This is a genomic window from Paenibacillus flagellatus, assembly GCF_003217775.1.
GTDB lineage: Bacteria > Bacillota > Bacilli > Paenibacillales > NBRC-103111 > Paenibacillus_AB > Paenibacillus_AB flagellatus.
This window is the reverse complement of the sequence record NZ_QJVJ01000013.1, coordinates 152,266-173,677: the sequence shown is the minus strand read 5'-3', so window position 1 is coordinate 173,677 and position 21,412 is coordinate 152,266. Positions and strand designations below refer to the sequence as shown.

Below are 21,412 nucleotides of genomic sequence, written 5' to 3'. Positions count from 1 at the left end.
CAACGGACCTATGGAAGCCTTCTGGGGGACCTTGAAGTGCGAGATGTATCATCTGAACTCATACCATACGTTCGAGGAACTGGAGAAAGCCATTGACGCCTATATTTACTTTTACACGAACAAGCGAATACAGGCAAAATTAAACGGCCTCAGTCCTAAGGAATATAGGACTAAAGCCGTCTAATTCTTTTACTTATTTGTACTGTCTACTTGACGGGGTGCAGTTCAGACCGGCGGGCGGTCTTTCCGCTTCTTTTCGGTTCCCGTATTCGTCCGATCGATGCGATCAATGATCGCCGCGATCGTTCGTCATCGAATCCAAATATTCGTTCTCCGGCGCTTCTTTGGTCGGGTTATGGTTTTTGATCATGCTGAGCCGTCCGCTGCGCAGCTCGCCGTGCTCGTTCGTCGCCGGCGTCTGGTTGTCCTTCGGCGAAGCGTCGTGCTTGTTGTTGTTGTACTTGTTCGACATGGATGAAGCCTCCTTATGGGCGAAATCTTCCCATAGGATGCGCCGAACGTCCCGCCGTTATGTAAAGCCCCCGAAACGCCCGGACGCTTCAGCCGATCGGCGCGCGCGCCGTTCCCCGCTCCCAATCGTCCCGCAGCAGCAATCCGGCCGCGCCGTGAATCGCGCCACCCGCCGTCAAATGATCGTACACGATGCGCTGCAGCGAGCTGTCGCGGGGGACGCGAGGCAGATCGGCGAGCTTCGTGCCGAAGCCGTATACCCGCTCGAGCGTCTGCTCCTCGTCGGACAGGATGGGCGTGATGAAATAATCGCTCTGGAACCGCACGATGTTCGAGTCCGGCGGAAGCAGACCCGGAAACTGCGGCGCGAGCAGCCACGACGCGCAGACGAACGCGCGGAACGGCTTCTCGGGGAAATGCTCCGCGGCGAATGCGATCGCTTGCCCGTACGACTCGCGGCACAGGTCGCGGGACATTTTGCCGCCTTCGGGAATGTGGACGTCCAGCACGACGTCTCCCCTTTCCAGCGCCGGCTCCCATTCGGCCCCGTCGAGCGCGATCGGCGTACGGACCGCCGCTCCGGCCGGCGACACCGGGCTGCCCGTATGAACCGCCCCGTCGAACGCGTACGACGATACCCAGCCGCCGTTCGGGTCGTACGTGCCGTTCGTCCCGTCGACTTGCCCGTCCGCCCGGTAACGGACGCCCGCCTCGCACAGCACCGCGACTTGTCCGGTCGACCGGCTGCGGAACGCCCGGAACGGCTTGTCGTACGCCATGAACGTAAACTGCAGCCGGCCGAGCCGGAACAGCGAGCCGGTCCAATGCTTGATCAGCCAGCCGAGCTGGCTGAGCCCCCATTCCCCGTGCAGCTCCCGGTGGCGGCGCATCCAGATCGTCATGTCCTCCATCGTCATGACGAGCACCCGCTCGGGAATGCGCCTCGATTCGTACCGTTCGATCAGCGGCGGCAGCGCGCCCAAATAGACGAGCGCCGCCATCATCCCGGCGTACGGCCCGGACGCCAACAGCCGTTCGTTGACCGGCCCCGGCGGAAGCGCATCGACGAACAGCTCCCGGTACAACGTACGGGCCGTCTCGGCCGACGCGCCGTCATCGCGAATCGCGGCCGCCCCGGCACGCATCGCCCCGACGATCTCCTCCGGCAGCCCGATCGCGGCGCCGGCCTCCGCGACATAGTCGTCCCGCAAAAAATCGACCGCGCCGTCCGGTCCTTTCGCCCGTTCCTTCAACCGATTGAACATGCGCGTCCCTCCGTCAAATCGGCCGCAGCGGAATCGTATCCCTGTTCTCCAGATCGCGGATCATGCCGTACCAAGCCTCCGGCTTCCGCTCCTGGATCGCGTAATACGTCGTCAAAAACTTGGCGACGAGCGAGGCCGGAAGCTCCCCGATCGTTTCGTCGTAAGGAAGGAAGCACAAGTCGAGCCCGGTTACCGCTTCCCCGTTCAATTCCCACGAAGGGTGCACATACGGGAAGTCGAGACGCCGGTAGCCGAGATGCGACAGCACCTCGCGGCGGACGAACGGGTCCATCGGCTTGATGCCGCCGAAGGCGTGTTCCTCCACGAGATACGGGTTGTAAATTTCCGCGAACATGCCGGTCAACGCGCCGCCCGTCCGCTTCACCCATTGGAACAAATCGGCTTGCCGCTCCTGTGCCAAAAACCGGCCGATGCCGAGCCCTTCCCGCCCGATGATCGTAAAATCCGTCATCGCGACGCCCATGTCCGGGTAGTACCGGTATTCGGTCGCTCCGACCACCTCCCCCTCGTGAACGGCGACACAGACGCGAAGCCCCTCGTCGCGGAGCGGCTCGGCCCACAGGTCGAACGCGAGCACCTCCTCCGGCGGGAAAATGCGTCCCATCAGCTCGTGCATTTGGCGAAAATACGGATCGTCGATACCGGTAATACGGATGAATTCCAAAGAGAACGCCACCTTTCCGTTAAGCGGCTCGTGCCGCGATACGTCCCATTGTAGCAGAAAGCGGGGTAAAGCAAAACCGCCCTACGCAGGCGTAGAGCGGCCGGGGAAATCGCGGATCAACTGCTCGAACCGATCCGCGGGAACGGGCGGACTGTAATAGTAGCCCTGCAGCAAATCGCACCGCTGCTGGCGCAAAAACTCGAGCTGCTCCGCCGTCTCGACGCCTTCGGCGATCACCTTCAGCTTCAGGTGGTGCGCGACGGCGACGATGGCGGACACGATCGCCGTATCGCTCTCGCTCGGATGGGCGATATCCTGCACGAACGACCTGTCGATCTTGATCTTGTCGATCGGGAATCGTTTCAAATAACTGAGCGAGCTGTAGCCGGTGCCGAAATCGTCGATGCTGATCTGGATGCCGAGCCCCTTCAAATTCTCGAGCGCCGGGAGCGTGCGCATGACGTCCATCGCCATGCTCTCGGTAATTTCGAGCTCCAAATAGCTTGGATCCAATCCGCATTCCGCCAAGACGTCGCCTACCGTTTGCGCCAAATGCTGCTCCTCGAATTGCCGGTTCGACAAATTGACCGACACGGTGATCGGCGGGTGGCCGGCGTCCTGCCAAGCCTTCGCCTGCCGGCACGCCTCCCGCAGCACCCATTCGCCGATCGGCTTGATCAGGCCGGTCTCCTCGGCGACCGGGATGAACTGCCCCGGCGGGACGAGCCCTTTGTCCGGATGCTTCCACCGGACCAGCGCCTCCGCCCCGATAAGCGCGCCGGACTTGAGCTCGACTTGCGGCTGGTAGTAGACGAGCAGCTCGCCGCGTTCGATCGCCTTGCGCAGCCCTTCCTCGATTTCGAGCTTGCGCTCAAGCGCATCCTCCATCGTGGCGTCGTACACCCGAGTCTGGCTGCCGCCCCGCTTCTTGGCATGGTCGAGCGCCGTCTGCGCTTTTTTCAAAAGCGACTCGCCGTCGGCGCCGTGAAGGGGATACAGCGCGTAGCCGACGCTCGCGGCCAGATGGTACTCGCGTCCGTCAATGACGAACGGCCGATCGAGCCGGATCAGCTCCGCGGCGACTCGGGCCGCCTCTTCCTCCGTATGCAGGAAAACGAGGCAAGCGAATTCGTCGCCGCCCATGCGCGCCGGTATCGCGCCGTCGCCCGACCGGCCCGCCGACTCGCGAAACCGTTCCGCGAACGACCGGAGCAGCTTGTCCCCCACCGTATGGCCGACCATGTGAGAGAACGATTTGAACCGGTCGAGATTGACCGAGAACAGCGCGAACTGCCCGCTTCCGTCGATCCCGGCCGCCAGGCGCTCGTCGACGGCGTCCATAAAGCTTCTCCGGTTCGGCAAGCCCGTCAGTTCGTCATGGTAAGCGAGATGGTGCATCCGGCGCTCCGCCCGCTTGCTCTCCGTCATGTCCCGGGCGAGACAGTAGGCGCCGACGACGCGTCCCTGAATGGAGATCGGCACGAGGTGCAAGGAGAGCTCGACCGTCTGTCCGTCCCGGCGCACGATCGTCAGCTCGTACTTTTCCGAACGGCCCTCCAGCATCCGGTAGAAATGGTACAGCGCCTTCTCCCGATTGTCCGCAGCGATGTCCGTCAACGTCCGGCCTTTGAAATGCGAGGGCGGGTATCCCGTAATCGCTTCGACCGCCGGGTTCACCCCGATCAGGTTGCCATAGGCGTCCATCGAGAAGACGGCGTCGGAATTGTTGTCGAAGAGCGACTGGAACTGCTGCTCGCTCTCCGTCAGCCGGGCCGACTGGGAGGCGAGTCTTTTGTCGAACACGGCGGCGAGCAGGACGAAGCCGAGGACGATGAGGGCGGCGAGCGCCACCACGTAGGCGAGGCCGTTCGCGTTCGTCGCGTGTCCGGCGTGGACGCCGAGCTCGGCGTCCGTGCGGAAGCGGGCGGCGTACATTCCCGTATAATGCATGCCGGCGATCGCGGCCCCCATAATGAAGCCGCTGCCCAGCTTGCCGTACAGGTAGAGGCGGCTGCGCGCGCTGCGGAAGTAAAAGGCGAGCGCCAAAGCGGCCATCGACGCGCCGACGGCGATGAAGGCCGACACGCCCCAGAGCAGAGGATCGTACGTCAAGTCGGCGTCGAGCCGCATCGCCGCCATGCCGACGTAATGCATCGCGGTAATGCCGGCCCCCATCAGCAGGCCGCCGCCCAGCAGCGAATGCAGCCGAAGCGACTCGCGGCTGACGACGTACAGGGCGATTCCCGAGGATAGCACCGCGATGACGTAGGAGAGAAGGACGATCCCGTATTCGTACCGGGCCGGAATCGACAGATGGAACGCCAGCATGCCGATGAAATGCATCGACCAAATGCCCGAGCCCATCGCGATCGCGCCGCAAACCAGCCACAGCTTCCTCGCCGATCCGTTCGCGGCGGTGACGCGCCCCGCCAGATCGAGCGCCGTATAGGAAGCGAGAACCGCGACAAAGTAGGACAGGATGACCAATCCGAGGTGGTATTGTCCTTGCAGCTCCATAGGCATATCTCCGATAGTTGCTAAAGTTGTGGCTTTATCATATCATCTTTTTCGCCACAATTCACCATATTTTTGCATTTTTCGACACGATCGAGACAAGGGGAACGAAACGAAAAAAGCCGATTTCCCTGTCGGGAAGTCGGCTTACGGCTGAGGCGGCGAAGGCGAAGACGGGCTCAGGTCCATGCACGGGTCCGAAGGCTCGGCATTCGCCAGCACCGCCCGGAGCAGTCCGGGGAACCGCTTCTCCAGCTCCTCGTGGCGGAGCGAGATGAACCGCTGCGTCCCTTCGATTCGCGTCCGGATGACGCCGGACTCCCGCAGCACCTTGAAATGATGCGACATCGTCGATTTGGGCGAATCGCCCCCGAAGCCGCCGCAGCTCAGCTCGTTCTCCCGGCCGAGGCGGGCGACGATACCGAGCCTGACGGGGTCGCTGAGCGCATAGAAAACGGTCGACAGCTGAACATCCTTCATTTGAGGGTGAAATAAAGTTCTCATGGTTGTCATTATACTACGATGCGCCCCCATATTCCACGGAACCTCCCCGCAAAGGCCGCTCCGCGGAACGGTCGGCCGCCATGCCGCCGGCCCCCGGGACCGTCCGTACGGCCGGCGCGAAAAACCGGTTGACTCCCCTCCCGCAATCTTCTACAGTATATGAACACGGCTCCGCTAGCCGGACAACGCCCGGAATGGAAAGGAGAACAGCGTCTTCATGCCCGCCTTCAAAATTCCGCTGCGCCAATACGTCGGACTGCTGCGGCGGTACTTGCGCTCGCAGCGGTCTTCGATCGTCTGGCTCGGCGTCCTGCTTGCCGCCGGTCTCGTCATGCAGCTCGTCAATCCGCAGCTGATCCGCTACTTCATCGATTCGGCGCAGGGGGCGGACTCGGACCGCGCCTTATGGATCGCCGCCGCCTTGTTCATCGGCGTCTCGCTGCTGCAGCAGGTCGTCGCCGTCGTCGCCGCATACATCGGCGAAAACGTCGGCTGGATCGCCACGAACAAGCTGCGCGGCGACGTGGCCGAGCACTGCCTGCGGCTCGACATGTCGTTTCACAAATCGCATACGACCGGCTCGATCATCGAGCGGGTGGACGGCGACATCAACGCGCTGGCCAACTTTTTCTCCAACTTCGTCATTACGCTGCTCAGCAACCTGCTCCTCGTCGTCGGCATCCTCGCGCTGCTGTTCCGCGAAGGCTGGATCGTCGGCGCCGGCATGACGGTATTCGTCGTATTCGCCGTGTACGCCATCCAGTATATCCGCAAGTACGCCATCCCTTATTGGGGCAAGCTTCGGCAAATGAGCGCCGATTTCTACGGCTTTCTCGGCGAGCATCTGGAAGGGACCGAAGATACGCGGGCGAACGGCGCGACCGGCTTCGTCATGCACAAATTTCATTCGCTGCTCCGCGTCTGGCTGCCGATCCGCACCCGCGCCTTTCTCGGCTGGGCGTCCATGTGGATCGCGACGCTCGTCGTGTTCGCGATCGGCAACGCGATCGCCTTCGCCCTGTGCGCCTACTTGTGGAAGAAGGGGGCGATCTCGATCGGCACCGTCTATATGATCTTTTATTATACCGAGCTGATGGCGAAGCCGATCGAGAAGATCCGTACGCAAATGGAAGATTTGCAAAAGGCCGACGCCAGCATCGTCCGCATCCGCCAGCTGCTCGATACGGAGCCGGCGATCCGCGACGGGGCCGGCACGCCGCTTCCACGAGGCCCGCTCTCGGTCGTGTTCGACGGCGTCTCGTTCTCGTACGAGGAAGGCAAGGCGACGCTCGACGGGATCGACTTCGAGCTGGAGCACGGCCGGACGCTCGGCCTGCTCGGAAGGACCGGCAGCGGCAAGACTACGCTCGCCCGGCTGCTGCTCCGCTTCTATGATCCGCAGGAAGGCGAAATTCGTCTCGGCGGCGTGCCGATTCGCGACGCCAAGCTGTCGGAGCTGCGCGGACGCGTCGGCCTCGTGACGCAAAACATTGAAATTTTCCAAGGAACGGTGCGCGACAATTTGACGTTTTACGACGAATCGATTCCCGACGAACGGATCGCCGAGGTGCTGAGCGAGCTCGGTCTGGACGACTGGCTCCGCTCGCTCCCGCACGGCTTGAATACGACGCTCGAATCGGGCGGCGGCGGACTGTCGGCCGGCGAAGCGCAGCTGCTGGCGTTCGCCCGCGTCTTCTTGTCCGATCCGGGTCTCGTCCTGCTGGACGAGGCGTCGTCCCGGCTCGATCCCGCCACCGAGCAGCGGCTCGAGGCGGCCGTCACGAAGCTGCTGCGCGAGCGGACGTGCATCATCATCGCCCACCGTCTCGCCACCGTGCAGCGCGCCGACCGCATTCTCATTCTGGACGGCGGACGGATCGCCGAGTTCGGCGACCGGGAGGCGCTCGCCGCCGACCCGGATTCCCGCTTCAGCCGCATGCTCGAGGCGGGCATGGAGGAGGTGCTCGCATGACGACGTTTCAACTGCTGTGGCGGCTTGTCAAGTACCGGCCGCTTCTGTATACGGCCAATGCGGCGATGTGGACACTCATTTATTTGGCCCCGATCGCACCCGGCCTGCTGACGAAAGCGTTCTTCGACGCCTTGTCCGACTCGGCGGCCGCGAAGCTCGGCTTATGGGCGATTATCGCGCTGCTGCTCGGCACCGCCGCCGCCCGCTCCGGCTTGATCGTCGCCGGCTTCATCACCGACGTCAACTTCCGGATGCGCATCGGCGGCCTGCTGCGGCGCAACATGCTGCATCATATATTGAACGAGCCGGGAGCGAAGGCGATTCCGGTATCGCCGGGCGAGGCGATCAGCAACTTCCGCGACGACGTCGAGCAGACGGAGGAGGCGATCAGCTGGTCCGTCGACGCGTTCGGCATGACCGTGTTCGCCGTCGTCTCGTTTTTCATCCTCGTGCGCATCGATATGCAGCTGACGCTGCTCGTCTTCGTGCCGCTCGTGCTCGTCGTGACGGCGGCCCAGCTGTCGACCTCGCTGCTGCAAAAGGTTCGGGCGGCCAGCCGCGAAGCGACCGGGCAGGTGACGGAGGCGATCAGCGAAATGTTCGGCGCCGTCCAGGCGATCCAGGTCGCCGGCGCGGAAAGCCGCGTCATCGACCGGTTCAAGGCGCTCGGCGACCAACGCCGCAGCGCGGTGCTGAAGGACAAATTGCTCAACCAGACGCTCGACTCCGTCTTCTCCAACGCCGTCAATCTCGGCACCGGGCTTATATTGCTGCTCGGGGCTCAAGCGATGCGGAGCGGCAGCTTCACCGTGGGCGACTTCGCGCTGTTCGTCTATTACTTGACGTTCGTCACGCAGTTTATCCAAAACTTCGGCAAATTTTTGACGTACTTCAAGCAGACCGAGGTGGCCAAGCAGCGCATGGAAAGCTTGCTGCAGGACGCCCCGCCGGACCGTCTCGTCGAGCCGCATCCGCTTCGTCTGCGCGGACCGCTGCCCGAGCCGGTCATTCCCGCGAAGACGGCGGAGGACGAGCTGCACCTGCTGGAAGCGACGGCCCTGACATACCGGTACCCCGAGACGGGCCGCGGCATCGAGGGGATCGACCTGCGGCTGCCCCGCCACTCGTTCACCGTCGTCACGGGCCGGATCGGCTCCGGCAAGACGACGCTCGTGCGGACGCTGCTCGGGCTATTGCCGAAGGACGGCGGCGACATCCGTTGGAACGGTCGATCGGTCGGCGACCCGGCCCGCTTCTTCGTGCCGCCGCGCAGCGCGTACACGTCGCAGGTGCCGCGGCTGTACAGCGACACGCTGAAGCGCAACATCCTGCTCGGCGCGGCCGACGATCCGGCGAAGCTCGACGCGGCCATCCGCGCCGCCGTGCTCGAGACGGATATCGCCGGGCTTCCGGCCGGGCTCGACACCGTCATCGGCCCGCGAGGCGTGAAGCTGTCCGGCGGCCAAGCCCAGCGCACCGCCGCCGCCCGCATGTTCGTGCGCGAAGCCGAGCTGCTCGTCTTCGACGACCTGTCGAGCGCGCTCGACGTCGAGACCGAGCGCCGGCTGTGGGAGCGGCTGTTCGAGCGCCGCGCCGCCACCTGCCTCGTCGTCTCGCACCGGAAGGCGGCGCTCGCTCATGCGGACCGCATCCTCGTCCTGAAGGACGGGCGGCTCGAAGCGGAAGGAACGCTCGAGGAGCTGCTGGAGCGGAGCGAGGAAATGCGCCGGCTGTGGAACCGCGAGCTGGAGTGAGAGCGGCGCTTCGCGTTAGCCTGCAATAAAAAAAGACCAGCCGGAGAAAGCCCGGTCGGCCTGTTCCCATAACAAAACGACCGCGATCCGGGCGGTCGTTTTGTTATGCCCGCCTCGCGGCCCGTTACCGTCCCGCCGCCCCGCGCTCGTGCGGGGCGTTTGCCGCGACCGCGGCCCGCCCGCCTTCCGTCGGCTCGCGAAACGTCCACACCCGGTTCAGCGCGTAGTTCGACAGCGGGATAACGACGGTGACGAGCAGCTGACCGACGATATAGTGCGCGCCGAGCACGTCCACGCAAGCATACATGATCCCGCCGTTCAGCAGAAGCCCGGACACCGATACGGCGGCGTAACGCAAAAACTCGGGAGACCGGCGCGCATTCGACCGGAACGTCCACCTTCGGTTCAGGCCGTACTGGACGATCACCGTCAAGACGAAGCCGGCGGCCGAAGCATACGTCGGCCGCACGCCCGCCCCCTCGACGAGCGCGATCAGCGCGACGAAATGAACGAACGTCCCGAGCAGTCCGACGAGCCCGTATTTCAACAGCCTACTTTGCAGCCCGGCCGACAAAAGCCGCAACCTCGTTCCCCTCCGTTTCGCAGCTGATTTGCTCGCGGATCAAATACCGCGGCCGCCCCTTCACTTCGTTGTAGATCGCCGCGATGTATTCGCCGATCGTGCCGAGCGAGATCATGACCGCGCTGCCGATGACGAGCAGCAGCAAAATCACGGTCGTAAAGCCGGTTACGGCATCGCCGGCCAGCTTCCGGTACAGCGTCTGCGCGCCCAGCACGAACGCCCCGAACAGAAACAGCAGCCCGACCGCGCCGACGATGCGCAGCGGCACAGCGGAGTACGCGATAATCGCGTTCAGGGCGAGCTTCGCCAGCCCGAGAAAGCTCCAGCGCGTCTGCCCGCCCGAACGGGGCGGCACGTCGAATTCGACGCTGACGGTGCGGAAGCCGAGCCAGACGACCATGCCGCGGAAAAACGTCGTGCGCTCCGGCAGCCTGCGCCAGGCGTCGATTACCTTGCGGTCCAGCAGCTTGAAGTCGGTCGCCCCTTCGAACCGGTGGCCGGTCAGCCGCGTCAGCGTCCCGTAGAACAGCCGGGCGCCGATGCGCTTCGTCCACGGTTCGTCGCCGCGCATCCGCTTCACGCCCTCGACGATATCCGCCTTCGCGTCGGTCCGCCATACGCGCACCAGCTCCGGAATGAGCTCCGGCGGATGCTGCAGGTCGGCGTCCATGACGATGACGGCGGCGCCGCGGGCGCTCTCGAGACCGGCGCACAGCGCCGTCTCTTTGCCGAAGTTGCGGCTCAGCCGCAGCGCCTTCAGGCGCGGCAGACGCCCGGCGCACTGCAGCAGCACGTCCCACGTCCCGTCGGACGATCCGTCGTCGACGACGATGATCTCGTACCGCGGACTCGCTTCCTGCGCGTAATAGGCGACCGTCTGCAGCGTCCGGGACAGCTGCGCTTCTTCGTTATAGGCGGGGATGACGACGGACAGCTCCACATTCGCGATTCCATCCGGCATAATCGCTCACTCCTTTCCGGTTTGCCGCTGCAGGTCGGGCCGGGCGAAGCCGGTCACCTTGTACATTCTCCATTTCCCGCCGCCGAAATCTTTGTAAAATTCGCACCAAACCGCTCCCTTCTCGTACAGGTTCGGGTAGGTGGTGTTGATCGTGCTGAGCGAGGATTCCGGCATCGGCTTCGGAATGAGAATGTAGTCGACGCCGTGCGCGATCGGCTCCGTCAACGCTTGGCGGAATATCCGGTCGCTCGTAATGACGTACCGCTGCGGCTTCTTCGAATTGACGATGATCGTGAACGCCGACGAGGAATCCATCATGATCGTCGCGTCCGGCATTTCCCGGTCAAAATAATCGGCGATCGACCGGTCGAGCTTTTGGCTGTCGTAATACGTGCCGAGCGTCAGAAACGTATTTTCGTCCGGCGCGATTTTCGGATTCGTCATCGCGTACGTCAAGAGAGCCGCACTGCCGAGCAGCCCCGCGAAGACGAGCGCGCGGGCGGTGATCCGCCCCCTCGCCTGGCTCAGCTCGTAAGGAAGCCAAGCGACCGTAATCGGGAAGACGTACATGAAGTAGCGGAACCAGGCGAACGTCGTTCCTTTCATCAGCATGACGTACTGCATCGCCGGGATCGAGACGAACATGAGGCACAGAATGGCGAAATCCCATTGGAGCAGCCGGCGGGACAGCAGCCGGAGCAAGACGATGACGCCGAGCGGAATCGCATAGTACGCCGTCTTCCGGGCCACCTTGATCAAGGAAAGCCACGGATTGCCGACCATGCTCTTGAACGTGGTGTCCCCCATGAGCGGCGCCGCCTGCGCTACGTTGGAGTATTCCGAGTTCAGGAAGTACAGCGGATTGCCCATGATGAGGTAATTCCACCATACCCACAGCAGCCCCGAATAGACGGCCGGCGCGAGCAGCAGGATGAGCGTCCCTTCCGCCCTTACCGACTGGTAGCCCCATCGGCGCTGCTCGAGCGGCTTCGCCTTCGCACGCCGGTGAATGAGGAGCGTCGCGATCAGCGTTCCCCCGAACAGCGCCACGCCGAACGGCACCGCCTCGTACCGCGTCCAGAACGCGAGCGCCAGCGTAAAGCTGGCCGCGACGAGCCCGAACGGCTTCTCCTCGTGGAACCAGCGGATGAACGACAGCACCGACCAAATGATGAAAAAATTGAACGGCGCATCGCTCAATCCGTTCGATCCGAACAGGAAGACGAACGGATTCAAGCTGTACAGCAGCGCGAGCGCCACGCTCGTCGCCGTACCCAGCCGGTACCGGATGCCCGCGGCCGCGAGCAGGACGGTCGTGCCGGCGGCGAACAGCGAGCTCATGATAATGCCGGCCAGCCCCGCCGACGCCATGGCGGGCACGATCGGGTAGAGCAGCAGGAACAGCATGTCGACCAGGCTGGGGAGCGGATTCCAGACGAAGCCGATCGCCGCCAGATGCGGGTCGCGGCTGTAGAGCACGTAGAAGGCGTTGGCGACCCGGCTCATCGCGTCGGAGTGCATATACCCGATGACGTAGGCGTAATAAAACCCGAGCGCGAATTCGGCCAGCAGCACGAACGCGAACAAGCCGATCAGGAGCGGCCGCCGTCGGCGGACGGCCTCCTCGGGACGCAACGGGCGGCCGGCGCCGGCCGCGCCGAGGGCCGCCGGTATCGGCGGCGCGCTTGCGATTTCCGGCTGCGCCATGCTACATCCCTCCCCCGACCGTTCTCGACTCCGCCGATTGCGTCTCGGCGGCGAGCCCGTGCGTCGTTTTCTCCCAATAAAACGGCTTCGTGACGAGCTGCCATACCGCCTTGAACGCGGCGACGCTCATGAGCGCCCAATAGATCGGCGTCAGCAGCGCGTACTTGACCATGCCGTACGAAAACTCGTACCTCCGCTTCACCTCGAGCTCGCGGATGACCCAATACACGCCGGCGATGTTGGTGAAGATAAACACGAAATTGCCGAACAAAAATTCCATCGCCGAGAAGTAATAAATCGGGCCCGGAAAAAATTGCGGTATGACCTCGAGCCGCCAGCCGTACCAGAGCACGAGCATAAGCCAATAGATCGGGTTCAGCAGCGGCAGCATCGGGGTTGCGAGCACCATGACCTGGAAGCCGAGAAACCCTTTCGGACCGAGCTCCTTCCAGAGCCGGAACGGGTTGCGCATATGCACGAGCCACGTTTGCATATAGCCCTTGATCCATCGGGACCGTTGACGAATCCAGTTGCCGGTCCGGCTGTTCGCCTCCTCCCAGGTGCGGGAATCGACGATCGCCGTCGTGTAGCCGGATTTGTAGAGCCGGATGCCGAGGTCGGCGTCCTCGGTCACGTTGTACGGGTCCCAGGCGTTGACTTCTTTCAGCACCGACATCTTGAAATGGTTCGACGTCCCGCCGAGCGGAATCGGCACGTCCAGCTGCATGACGCCCGGCAGCAGCAGCTCGAACCACATGCTGTATTCCTGCGTAAACCACCGGGTAAGCAGGTTTTGCCCGCTGTTGAAATAGTTCAGCTTCGCCTGGACGCAGACGCAGTGGTCCGGGCTCTTCCGGAAGGCGGCATGCACCTTCTTCAGCTGGTCGGGGTCCGGACGGTCTTCGGCGTCATAGATGACGACGTATTCGCCCCGCGCCCGGATGAGCCCGTAATTGCACGCCTTCGGCTTCGTCTTCGGCAGGCTGTGCGGGACGACGATCGTCGTGTAATAAGGCGGCAGCTTCATCTCCTTCAGCATCTGCTGCGCCTCGACGTCGTCCTCCTCGATCAAGAGCCGGACGTCGAGCTTCGCCTTCGGATAATCGAGACGTTCCAAATTGCGCAGCAGCTGCGGGATCACTTCGCTTTCCTTGTACATCGGCACGAGGATCGTGTAGACGGGCAGCGTCCGTTCGTCGATACGGTCGATCTCCTCGGGCGTGAACCGGATTTGCGCGGAGTCCCGCGTGCCGTACAAAATAATCAGGAACTTGAACAGCGTCATCGTGAAATAAAACAGCTGCACCCCGATATTGAGGACGATCAGCGTTTGCAGCCAGTCGATGCCCAGACAGACGAGCAGCAGAAACGCCGACACGCCGGCGAACGCCAGTTGCGGCTTCGTAAACGTGACGTGCGCCGAGTTTTGCGGCTGCTCCTCGACCAGCTTCCGCGTGCTCTCGACGAGCAGCTCCGACGCGTACATCTCTTTCCAAAAAAATTCGAGCTCCTCCCGGGTCGCCAGCACCTGCTCGACCGGCAGGCCGAGCGTCCGCTCCAGCTCGAGCAGCTCCTCCTCCTGGAGCGGCGAGCCTACGGCCAACAGGAAGCGGTTCAAATCCTGATGGACGACGACCGCATTGTACCGGCGGGCCGTCTGCTCGGGCAGCTTCGTCAAATTGTCGAACGCGAACTCGGAGCCGATCCGGCCCAAATTGTTTTGCGTCGCCACGAGACGATACAGCTTCTCCGGCTCGATGAAGCGCAGCGACATGAGAATGTCGCCGAGCATGCCGCCGCTGCGCCGCTGAAATTCGAGCGCCTCGTCCAGCTGCTCCTTCGTAATCGCCCCCGACTCGACGAGCAGCTCGCCGAGTCGGCCTTTGGGTACGGCCGGCCCGGATACGCGCTCGATTTGCTCCTTCGTCACATACCCCATCTCGACGAGCAGATCGCCGAGCCGTCCGCCGACGCGCTTTTGCCGATCCATCGCTTCGCTCAGCTGTTCGGGGGTAATGAAACCTTCGTCGATAAGCCGGTCGCCGAGACGGAGCTTTTTGCCGCCGGCCGGCTCGTCGGCCATGGCGGGAGCGAAGCCTTCCCGCTCCATGATGCTCAGCTTTTGCTCGAGCAGCTCGTCGACGAGCTTGCTTTTGTTGGCGCACTCCGTCCGGAGCCATTGCAGCTTGCGCTCCAGCTCGAGCAGCCGTTTGTCCTGCTCGCGCCTTTCGCGCTCGATCCGCTCCTCGAAGTCGTGAAGCCACGCTTCGATTTCGGCGATTTCCCCGGCGGTTTTCTTCCTGCGGAGCCCGAGAAAGGCGATGCCTAACCCCGGTTTCTTCGTATCCACTTCTTCAAGCCCGCTTCCATCGATTCGATTTCGGCCAGCTGCCGCTCGGCCTCCCCGATTTGCCGCAGCAGCTCCGCTTGCGCGGCGGAAAACGCGTCCGACATCTCCCGCTGCCGGCGCTCGAGAAGGTCCGCCTCTTCCTCCAGACGATCCATATATGCTTTTACTTTGCGGGGATTGTAACCGAAAAGCGTCATGTCGCCCATACGCCGTCTTCCCTCCTTGTCAATCGAAAACGGTCGACACTTCGATGATGTCAAGCGTCTCTTCCGCCGTCAGGACGCCCGTCTCGCCCGGTCCGAGCGTCACGGTAAAACCCGGACCGCTTACCGCGGCGGAGACGCCCTCCTTCTCCAACCGGCCGGAGCCGCGCACGATCGTCCACGCGACCGCCGCCGTTGGACCGACGGTGCCGTGGCTCCGACTCTCGCCCCGTTCCAGCCGGAGTTTCCGCGTCGTGACCGTGATGCCGTCGCCCGGCATGTCGCGGTCGAGCGTCTTCACGGGCGGATCGGTCGCCGACTCCGCTCCGGGGGCGGGGGGCGTCGGACCGAGCTTCGCCAGCCGGCTCAGTGCGTCCTTCAGCCGCATGCTTGCCTGCTTGCGCGACACCAGGACGCCCTCCGGCCCGACGGCAATGATCGTATCGGCCAGTCCGATCGCGACGACCGGGATATTCGTTTCGTTCACGATATGCGTATTGACGCAATCGTCGGACGCGACAGCCCTCCCGGATACGGAGACGGGCATCGACTCGACCAACGAGCACCAGGTGCCGAGGTCGCTCCACGAGCCTTCGTATACGCGCGCCGCGATGCTTCGCTCGCACTCCACGACCGCATGGTCGAAGCTCCGTTGTTCCATATCCGGAAATTCGGCCAGCGTCTCCTCGTACGTCAGCGTACCGCCCGTCCGCTCCAGCCGGTCGAGCAAATAACCGCCGCGGAAGCAAAAGACGCCGCCATTCCACAGCGCTCCGGCCTCCATCAGCCGTTCCGCCTCGTCACGATGCGGCTTCTCGCGGAACCGGCCGACCCGGACGTATCCGGACGAAGGAGCATCCCCCTCTTCGGGTACGATATAACCGTATTTCTCCGCCGGCTCGCGCGGCTTGATGCCGATAAGCGCCAAGCGGGCTCCGGCGTCGTCCAGCGTCTCGGGCAGCCGGAATACCTCGTCGTAGAACGACTCGTCCGCCAAGCTGTCGACCGGCATGACCAGAACCGGTTCGTCCCGCGTCAGTCCGCGGTACGCATGCAAGTAAGCGACCGCCAGCAAGACGGCGGGATACGTATCGCGTTTCACCGGCTCCAGCACCAGATCGACCGACTCGCCCAGCTGCTCCCGAATCGTCTCCCGCTGTGCGGCGGACGTCGCGATAACGGCCGACCGTTCGAGTCCCCGGCGCCGCAGCCGCTCCCAGACGTGCTGCAGCATCGAGACGGGGCGACCCTTCTCGTCGCGCAGCAGCCGAAGCAGCTGCTTCGGACGGTCGCCGCCGGTCATCGGCCACAACCGCATGCCGGATCCTCCGGAAAGCAATATGATTTTCATCGCGGATCCCCTTCTTCCCCGGCGATTCCATGCGGATTCCTTGTCGAATTAGTTCTTCATACCCACGCGTCTACAAAATCGGCATATCGCTCGAAAACGATCCTATTTACTAGTTATTTGGGACTAATTTCAAACTCTTTCTATCATCATATCATAACAATTCCTGGGAATATGCGCCGCCCCAATGAAATTTCCATTAAATTTCGTTAAGACGATGCTTGCGATCGTTTCTACATAATTCGATAAATAAACTCCTATTTCGACAATGATACCGCAGATTTTATGTCGAATATAGTGAGAAATTTTGTTTACAGTCCAGGCATCCGTACGATCTGTATAAAAGCGAAATCCGTTCCTGCGCCCGGTTTACGGACTTTTGGAGCAGGCCTGACGAAACGCCAGAAAGCTCCGGCCGCGGGGCCGGAGCTTTCGATTTGTCGATATTCGGTTGACGATGATGTTGGGGGATAAAAACGACTAGTCGCGCGAGAACGGCAATCCGTCGTAATGCGCGCTCCGTCCGAACGATCCTCCGCTTTCGGCGTAAAAATCGTCCTCCAGCCGGAACACGCCGTTGTCGGCGCGGGTCCATGGCGCGCCGGCGTACGGATGCCGGCCGCTCATGACGTCCCAATTCGCATAGTTTTGCGGCCCGTTCGACTCGATCAGCCCCACCTTCAAGCCGGGGATCGGAGCGAGCCGGGCGGCGACGTTTTTGTTCCAGTCGACCATCCACGGATTCACCGTCAAATCGGCGCAGAAGCAAGGAACCCCCCGTTCCCGGGCCGCCCGGGCGACCTTCAGCGTGACGCTCATCGTCTTGGCGATCGGCTTCAGCGTAATCGCGCCGTAGCCGAGATCCATCCGCTCGTACGCGTCCCGCTCGCCATGGACGCTCTCGTCGGCGGCAACGCGTACCGGGATGCTCTCGACGGACGTCTTGTTCTCCTCCGGAAACGGCTCCTCGAGCAAAATCGTCCGCTCCAGCGCCCCGATCCTGTCGGCATGGTCCAGCAGGCGCAGCACCCGGTCGACCGTGTCGTACCGTCCGTTCGCATCCAGATAGTAGACGACCTTGCCGCTCTCCGTATGCGGCGTCGTCCGCTCCGAGGCGAGCCGATGGACGAGCTCGAGCTGCCGCTTGTCCCACTCGAGCATTTTGTCCGGATCGCCGTCTTTGTCCGGATCGGAGCCGAGCTTCAGCTTCAGGACGAAATACCCTTCGTCGAGCATGGCGAGAACGTCCTTCTCGCCGTGATTATACGTTACGACCGGCGTGCAGGCCAAGACGCGATGACGGTAATCCAGCGCATGCCGGAACCGTTCCGGCACCATCGCGTCGAAATCGCCGGTCCCCTTCTCCTGCGCGTACAGCAGCCAGGCGGCGTGGTCGAGCGGCACGAGCGCGTTCAGCGCGAACGTCTCCCGCAAATCCGCTCGGCCGGCCCGTTCCCGACCGTAGTCGAGCACCGGCCGCACCAGCCTCTCCAGCAGCTCCGGCGGTTCTTCGTACGAGCTGCCTTCGGCTTGACGGCATGCATATTTCGTCATCCCGAGCATGATCTCGTTCCCCGCCGTCTCGTCCGTCGCGAAAAAAACGCGCGGATCGGACCACAGTACGCTCTGGATGCCGAGCCCGACCGCGGAGCGACCCGATTCGCCCTGCAGACGGACGGCCGTCTGCCACAGCTCGCTCAAATATCCTCCTTTGAAGCCGAACGGCGTCGCCAACGGCTCCCGTTCAACCGCCCACCGGGCTTGTTCGATCCGGATCATGACCAGTCCCCACTCCGTTTCCTTCCGGCGATAAGGTTCGCCGGACGTGTTTTGTTTAGATTACCATTGTACACCATTTGCTCTTGGGGCGGACACCTGAACCGGTTCAAGAAATGCAAAAAACCGCCGAAACGTTAAGTTCGGCGGTACGCCAGACGAGGTTCGTCCGCAGGGCTCCGTTTAACGAACCCGTCGGTATGGGCCGGCATAACGGTTGTCCTGCTGGGCCAAGGCGCCGAGCAGCAGGACGACGGCGGACACCATGTGCAGAATCATGCCGAGCACCGGAATCCATGCGAGGCAGGACGTGACGATGCCGACGACGCTGCCGAGCGTTCCCGTCCGTTCCTTGTGGCAGATCAGAAGCGTGACGATATGAAGCGCCAGCATCACCCACAAAGCGGTGTACCCGCTGAAGATGACGAAGGCTCCTCCCAATATCGGAATGCCGAGAAAGGCTTCCAGCCCGCCCGTCACCCATTTCATCGATCGCGATAAGCTCATGTTCGTTCTCCTCCCGGCCGCGATGGCGCAGCCCGCTTCGTTATGGCTTTATTGTACCATCGAAGCCGGCGCGGAAAATCGGACCTAAGCCGATGCGAAGGCCCCTCCGCAGGTCGGGGCGGGCTTCTGGCCGTTCGGCCGGGCGGACGCGGCTCGCGGATGACGGGGGCTTACCGGTGTTCCATTGGCGCTTACGGATAAACCGGGCGAAAATGCTCGACCGTCGGAAACGGATCGTAGAAATGGTGGAGCAGCCTTTTCCACTCGAGGTACTGCGCCGATCCGCGGAATCCGACCGTATGGTCCTCCAGCGACTCCCAACGAACGAGAAGCAAATATTTCCGCTCGACCTCCAAGCACGCTTGCAGCTCGTGGGAGACGTATCCCGGCATCGACGAAATGATCGACGACGCTTCGGAGAAAGCCGCCTCGAACCGCTCGGCTTCTCCCGGCTTCACTTGCAGCATGGCCGCTTCCAATATCATGTTCAGGTTGCCTCCTCTTTGCGGGGCCGTCAAACGGCCCGTTTCGGGACATTATAAGCTACGACGCCGCAAGCGACAACGGTTTTCTTGGCGCTCCGCTTCGCGATCGTCCGGAAAACGACCTGAAAACGCTGGTACTTTACGGCAATCGGGGCGGAACGGTTGCGTTACCGGTTATCCGAGGTATAATAGGAACATGCGTTCCTATGTCATACGATCAACGGAGGACGTTCCCGCATGAAACGCAACATCCGTTACGAGAACATGCCGGTCAAAACGGTGCTTAACGCGGTCAAAACGCAGTCCATGCCGTTTGAATGGTCGATCAACCCGTATCGGGGCTGCCAGCACGGCTGCGCCTTTTGCTACGCCCGGGCTACGCACGCCTTCCTCGGCGTCGAAGCCGACGATACGTTTCAAAACCGCATCTTTATGAAAACGAACGCCGCCGAGGCGCTTCGCGAACAGCTCGCGAAGATGGCCCGCTCCCGCAAGGGCTTGAAGGGAGCCGGACGAATCGCCATCGGCACGGCGACCGATCCGTATCAGCAGGTCGAAGGAAGCGCGATGCTGACTCGCCGTTGTCTGGAGGTGTTGGCCGAATTTCCGGTGCCCGTCTCCATTACGACGAGATCTCCGCTTATTTTGCGCGACCTGGACCTGCTCCGCCGCCTCCCCGGCTTGACCGTCAATATGAGCATCGGCACGCTCCGGTCCGATATATGGCGCGATTTCGAGCCGTCCACCCCCTCCCCTCGCCAAAGGCTGGAGACGGTCGCACGGCTTCGCGAGGAAGGGATCGCCGTCGGGGTGTTCGTCGCCCCGATTTTGCCTTTGCTGAGCGACGGCGAGGACGATTTGCAGGCGCTTGTCGAAGCGTTGGCCGAATGCCGGCCGGACTTCGTCATGTCCTCGTTTTTGCGGCTGAACAAACCGGAAGTGAAGCTGTGGTTTTTCCGTGTGCTGCGCGAGAAGCACCCGCATTTGACCGAGACGTACGCCTCCATGTACCGAGGCTCCACCTACGCCCCGGAAGCGTACCGCGCCCCGGTGAAGCATACGATTCGCGCGTTGCTCGACCGATACGGCTTGCCGGCCGCAGAACCGCTCCGATCCGCAGCCGACGCCCGGCAGGATGCGTTCGGCGGAGAGGACACCGGCGAACGGCCGGTTGCGGAGCAACTGTTTTTGTTCTGAACCCTGCGCATACAAAAGCCGCCGGCTTCACGGCCGGCGGCTTGATCGTTTATGGAGTTCGGGATCGGGGAACGGCCGTCAATCGGTTCGATCGCCCTCCGGCAGTTCGTCCTCCGCCTCCGGCTCGGACGAATCGTCCGGCGATTCCGCATCGGCATCTGCGTCGTCCTCTTCACCATCTTCCCCTGCTTCGTCTTCCATTTCTTCTTCTGCGTCGTCTTCGTCCGCGTCGTCTTCCGCTTCGTCTTCATCCTCGTCTTCCGCATCGTCGGCCGCTTCGTCATCGTCCGCTTCATCGTCGGCGGCTTGCTCGTCGGCATCGTCCGCCGCTTCCTCGCCGCCCGACTCTTCGGCTTCCTCTTCCGAAGCTTCTACCGCCGTCTCTACGATCTCCTGCTCTTCGGACAACACGATTTCGTTTTCGCCGTCTCCCATATTGATCCCTCCATCGGATCGCCTGGATGTTCCAAGCGTAGTACATTGTATGCGGAGCCGTACGGTTTATGTCGGCAGGACGGGACTTCCGGTTCGCTTCGACGAAAGGCGGGAAGCGGCTTGGCCAACCGCACGGACGAAGGATGAGCCGGAAACGTTATGGTTATCCTAGTACGGAGCTTATTAACGCCGCGGAAGAGTGAAGGTATGAATCTGTTCATTACGATTGTTCTCCTATCGTGCGTCATCGTTTTGGGGGATTGGCGGAATTGGAAAAGCTATCACCCGACGATGCTGTATATAGCGCTGTGCAACTTGACGTACAATTTCATTACCGGCTCGAAGAAGCTATGGGTATTCGTGTCCCCGTTTCTCGGGCATAACGTTACCGACGCCCTGTACATATTCGTCGTGACTCCGGCGATCGCTTTTTTGTTTTTGTCCAAGTACCCGCCTCGTCATCGGCTTGTATATATACTCGGCTTCGCAATCGCTTTTTCCTTGATCGAATGGATCCAGCACGAAGCCGGTTTTATTACGTACCAGCATGGATGGTCGTTCGGATGGTCGGTCCAATTTTATCTGGTCATGTTCCCGATGCTGCGACTGCATCACCGGCTGCCTGTCGTCGCCTACGTTCTCTCCGTCGGGATAACGTATTTTTATATGAAGGTGTTCGGCTTCGCTTGATGCAT

Annotated in this window: 20 protein-coding genes; 5 read left to right on the top strand and 15 right to left on the bottom strand. The window is 62.3% G+C overall.

The window, feature by feature from the left end; translation table 11 throughout:
* Positions 1 to 10: 10 nt before the first annotated feature.
* Positions 11 to 184 (top strand): IS3 family transposase, encoded by a 174-nt coding sequence (locus DLM86_RS33240; protein WP_110842930.1) that lies wholly within the window; start codon positions 11 to 13, stop codon positions 182 to 184.
* A gap of 102 nt (positions 185 to 286) precedes the next feature.
* On the opposite strand, the gene DLM86_RS25710 is transcribed toward DLM86_RS33240, so the two are convergent.
* The 5 genes from DLM86_RS25710 to DLM86_RS25690 form a co-directional block, all read right to left on the bottom strand.
* Positions 287 to 472: a hypothetical protein gene (locus tag DLM86_RS25710; RefSeq protein ID WP_110842929.1), complete on the bottom strand. Its 186-nt coding sequence runs from the start codon at positions 470 to 472 to the stop codon at positions 287 to 289.
* An 88-nt stretch (positions 473 to 560) separates the two neighbouring features.
* Positions 561 to 1,736 carry an acyltransferase domain-containing protein gene (locus DLM86_RS25705; protein WP_110842928.1) on the bottom strand — a complete coding sequence of 392 codons (1,176 nt, stop codon included), beginning with the start codon at positions 1,734 to 1,736 and terminating at the stop codon, positions 561 to 563.
* A 13-nt stretch (positions 1,737 to 1,749) separates the two neighbouring features.
* Positions 1,750 to 2,421 (bottom strand): GNAT family N-acetyltransferase, encoded by a 672-nt coding sequence (locus tag DLM86_RS25700; protein WP_110842927.1) that lies wholly within the window; start codon positions 2,419 to 2,421, stop codon positions 1,750 to 1,752.
* 81 nt (positions 2,422 to 2,502) lie between these two features.
* Positions 2,503 to 4,938, bottom strand: a complete 2,436-nt coding sequence (locus DLM86_RS25695; protein ID WP_211326587.1) for a bifunctional diguanylate cyclase/phosphodiesterase — start codon at positions 4,936 to 4,938, stop codon at positions 2,503 to 2,505.
* Positions 4,939 to 5,082: 144 nt separating this feature from the next.
* Positions 5,083 to 5,439, bottom strand: coding sequence for an ArsR/SmtB family transcription factor (locus DLM86_RS25690; protein ID WP_110842925.1), 357 nt, complete (start codon positions 5,437 to 5,439; stop codon positions 5,083 to 5,085).
* Positions 5,440 to 5,656: 217 nt separating this feature from the next.
* On the opposite strand from DLM86_RS25690, the gene DLM86_RS25685 reads away from it, so the two are divergent.
* Together DLM86_RS25685 and DLM86_RS25680 are read left to right on the top strand one after the other, a co-directional pair.
* Positions 5,657 to 7,411 carry an ABC transporter ATP-binding protein gene (locus DLM86_RS25685; RefSeq protein WP_110842924.1) on the top strand — a complete coding sequence of 585 codons (1,755 nt, stop codon included), beginning with the start codon at positions 5,657 to 5,659 and terminating at the stop codon, positions 7,409 to 7,411.
* A complete protein-coding gene (locus tag DLM86_RS25680; RefSeq protein WP_110842923.1) occupies positions 7,408 to 9,165 on the top strand; it encodes an ABC transporter transmembrane domain-containing protein in 1,758 nt (585 codons plus the stop codon). The genes DLM86_RS25685 and DLM86_RS25680 overlap by 4 nt, the downstream gene beginning before the upstream one ends.
* A 124-nt stretch (positions 9,166 to 9,289) precedes the next feature.
* Here DLM86_RS25680 and DLM86_RS25675 read toward each other — a convergent pair whose 3' ends face one another.
* The 9 genes from DLM86_RS25675 to DLM86_RS25635 all read right to left on the bottom strand — a co-directional run bounded on the left by DLM86_RS25675 (position 9,290) and on the right by DLM86_RS25635 (position 19,085).
* On the bottom strand, positions 9,290 to 9,748 hold the full coding sequence (locus tag DLM86_RS25675) for a GtrA family protein (RefSeq protein WP_245954913.1): 459 nt from the start codon (positions 9,746 to 9,748) through the stop codon (positions 9,290 to 9,292).
* Complete coding sequence (locus DLM86_RS25670) at positions 9,717 to 10,709, bottom strand: glycosyltransferase family 2 protein (RefSeq protein WP_110842922.1); 993 nt, start codon at positions 10,707 to 10,709, stop codon at positions 9,717 to 9,719. The genes DLM86_RS25675 and DLM86_RS25670 overlap by 32 nt, the downstream gene beginning before the upstream one ends.
* Positions 10,710 to 10,715: 6 nt before the next feature.
* Complete coding sequence (locus DLM86_RS25665) at positions 10,716 to 12,416, bottom strand: glycosyltransferase family 39 protein (RefSeq protein ID WP_110842921.1); 1,701 nt, start codon at positions 12,414 to 12,416, stop codon at positions 10,716 to 10,718.
* A 1-nt stretch (position 12,417) separates the two neighbouring features.
* Entirely contained in the window at positions 12,418 to 14,499 is a 2,082-nt protein-coding gene (locus tag DLM86_RS25660) for a cyclic di-GMP-binding domain-containing protein, MshE-related (RefSeq protein WP_484216276.1), read from the bottom strand.
* A gap of 242 nt (positions 14,500 to 14,741) precedes the next feature.
* Positions 14,742 to 14,972: a hypothetical protein gene (locus DLM86_RS25655; RefSeq protein WP_110842920.1), complete on the bottom strand. Its 231-nt coding sequence runs from the start codon at positions 14,970 to 14,972 to the stop codon at positions 14,742 to 14,744.
* Between the two features lie 19 nt (positions 14,973 to 14,991).
* The gene (locus DLM86_RS25650; RefSeq protein WP_110842919.1) at positions 14,992 to 16,320 is read right to left on the bottom strand and encodes a sugar phosphate nucleotidyltransferase; all 1,329 of its coding nucleotides are present in this window, start codon (positions 16,318 to 16,320) and stop codon (positions 14,992 to 14,994) included.
* A 477-nt stretch (positions 16,321 to 16,797) separates the two neighbouring features.
* Positions 16,798 to 18,096, bottom strand: coding sequence for an enolase C-terminal domain-like protein (locus DLM86_RS25645; protein WP_110842918.1), 1,299 nt, complete (start codon positions 18,094 to 18,096; stop codon positions 16,798 to 16,800).
* 180 nt (positions 18,097 to 18,276) lie between these two features.
* The gene (locus DLM86_RS25640) at positions 18,277 to 18,600 is read right to left on the bottom strand and encodes a hypothetical protein (RefSeq protein ID WP_110842917.1); all 324 of its coding nucleotides are present in this window, start codon (positions 18,598 to 18,600) and stop codon (positions 18,277 to 18,279) included.
* A 191-nt stretch (positions 18,601 to 18,791) separates the two neighbouring features.
* Positions 18,792 to 19,085 (bottom strand): antibiotic biosynthesis monooxygenase family protein, encoded by a 294-nt coding sequence (locus tag DLM86_RS25635; RefSeq protein ID WP_110842916.1) that lies wholly within the window; start codon positions 19,083 to 19,085, stop codon positions 18,792 to 18,794.
* A 237-nt stretch (positions 19,086 to 19,322) separates the two neighbouring features.
* Here DLM86_RS25635 and DLM86_RS25630 point away from each other — a divergent pair, with 237 nt between their 5' ends.
* A complete protein-coding gene (locus tag DLM86_RS25630) occupies positions 19,323 to 20,282 on the top strand; it encodes an SPL family radical SAM protein (protein WP_110842915.1) in 960 nt (319 codons plus the stop codon).
* A gap of 78 nt (positions 20,283 to 20,360) precedes the next feature.
* Here DLM86_RS25630 and DLM86_RS25625 read toward each other — a convergent pair whose 3' ends face one another.
* Positions 20,361 to 20,717, bottom strand: coding sequence for a hypothetical protein (locus tag DLM86_RS25625; RefSeq protein ID WP_110842914.1), 357 nt, complete (start codon positions 20,715 to 20,717; stop codon positions 20,361 to 20,363).
* A gap of 207 nt (positions 20,718 to 20,924) precedes the next feature.
* Here DLM86_RS25625 and DLM86_RS25620 point away from each other — a divergent pair, with 207 nt between their 5' ends.
* The gene (locus DLM86_RS25620) at positions 20,925 to 21,407 is read left to right on the top strand and encodes a CBO0543 family protein (protein WP_110842913.1); all 483 of its coding nucleotides are present in this window, start codon (positions 20,925 to 20,927) and stop codon (positions 21,405 to 21,407) included.
* The last annotated feature ends 5 nt before the right edge of the window (positions 21,408 to 21,412 follow it).

What these genes read in the sequence shown, in the direction of transcription:
- DLM86_RS33240 (WP_110842930.1), top strand. Translation starts at nt 11, where the DNA reads ATGGAAGCCTTCTGGGGGACCTTGAAGTGCGAGATGTATCATCTGAAC.
- DLM86_RS25710 (WP_110842929.1), bottom strand. Translation starts at nt 472, where the DNA reads ATGTCGAACAAGTACAACAACAACAAGCACGACGCTTCGCCGAAGGAC.
- DLM86_RS25705 (WP_110842928.1), bottom strand. Translation starts at nt 1,736, where the DNA reads ATGTTCAATCGGTTGAAGGAACGGGCGAAAGGACCGGACGGCGCGGTC.
- DLM86_RS25695 (WP_211326587.1), bottom strand. Translation starts at nt 4,938, where the DNA reads ATGGAGCTGCAAGGACAATACCACCTCGGATTGGTCATCCTGTCCTAC.
- DLM86_RS25690 (WP_110842925.1), bottom strand. Translation starts at nt 5,439, where the DNA reads ATGAGAACTTTATTTCACCCTCAAATGAAGGATGTTCAGCTGTCGACC.
- DLM86_RS25685 (WP_110842924.1), top strand. Translation starts at nt 5,657, where the DNA reads ATGCCCGCCTTCAAAATTCCGCTGCGCCAATACGTCGGACTGCTGCGG.
- DLM86_RS25680 (WP_110842923.1), top strand. Translation starts at nt 7,408, where the DNA reads ATGACGACGTTTCAACTGCTGTGGCGGCTTGTCAAGTACCGGCCGCTT.
- DLM86_RS25670 (WP_110842922.1), bottom strand. Translation starts at nt 10,709, where the DNA reads ATGCCGGATGGAATCGCGAATGTGGAGCTGTCCGTCGTCATCCCCGCC.
- DLM86_RS25665 (WP_110842921.1), bottom strand. Translation starts at nt 12,416, where the DNA reads ATGGCGCAGCCGGAAATCGCAAGCGCGCCGCCGATACCGGCGGCCCTC.
- DLM86_RS25660 (WP_484216276.1), bottom strand. Translation starts at nt 14,499, where the DNA reads ATGGCCGACGAGCCGGCCGGCGGCAAAAAGCTCCGTCTCGGCGACCGG.
- DLM86_RS25655 (WP_110842920.1), bottom strand. Translation starts at nt 14,972, where the DNA reads ATGGGCGACATGACGCTTTTCGGTTACAATCCCCGCAAAGTAAAAGCA.
- DLM86_RS25650 (WP_110842919.1), bottom strand. Translation starts at nt 16,320, where the DNA reads ATGAAAATCATATTGCTTTCCGGAGGATCCGGCATGCGGTTGTGGCCG.
- DLM86_RS25645 (WP_110842918.1), bottom strand. Translation starts at nt 18,096, where the DNA reads ATGATCCGGATCGAACAAGCCCGGTGGGCGGTTGAACGGGAGCCGTTG.
- DLM86_RS25640 (WP_110842917.1), bottom strand. Translation starts at nt 18,600, where the DNA reads ATGAGCTTATCGCGATCGATGAAATGGGTGACGGGCGGGCTGGAAGCC.
- DLM86_RS25635 (WP_110842916.1), bottom strand. Translation starts at nt 19,085, where the DNA reads ATGATATTGGAAGCGGCCATGCTGCAAGTGAAGCCGGGAGAAGCCGAG.
- DLM86_RS25630 (WP_110842915.1), top strand. Translation starts at nt 19,323, where the DNA reads ATGAAACGCAACATCCGTTACGAGAACATGCCGGTCAAAACGGTGCTT.
- DLM86_RS25625 (WP_110842914.1), bottom strand. Translation starts at nt 20,717, where the DNA reads ATGGGAGACGGCGAAAACGAAATCGTGTTGTCCGAAGAGCAGGAGATC.
- DLM86_RS25620 (WP_110842913.1), top strand. Translation starts at nt 20,925, where the DNA reads ATGAATCTGTTCATTACGATTGTTCTCCTATCGTGCGTCATCGTTTTG.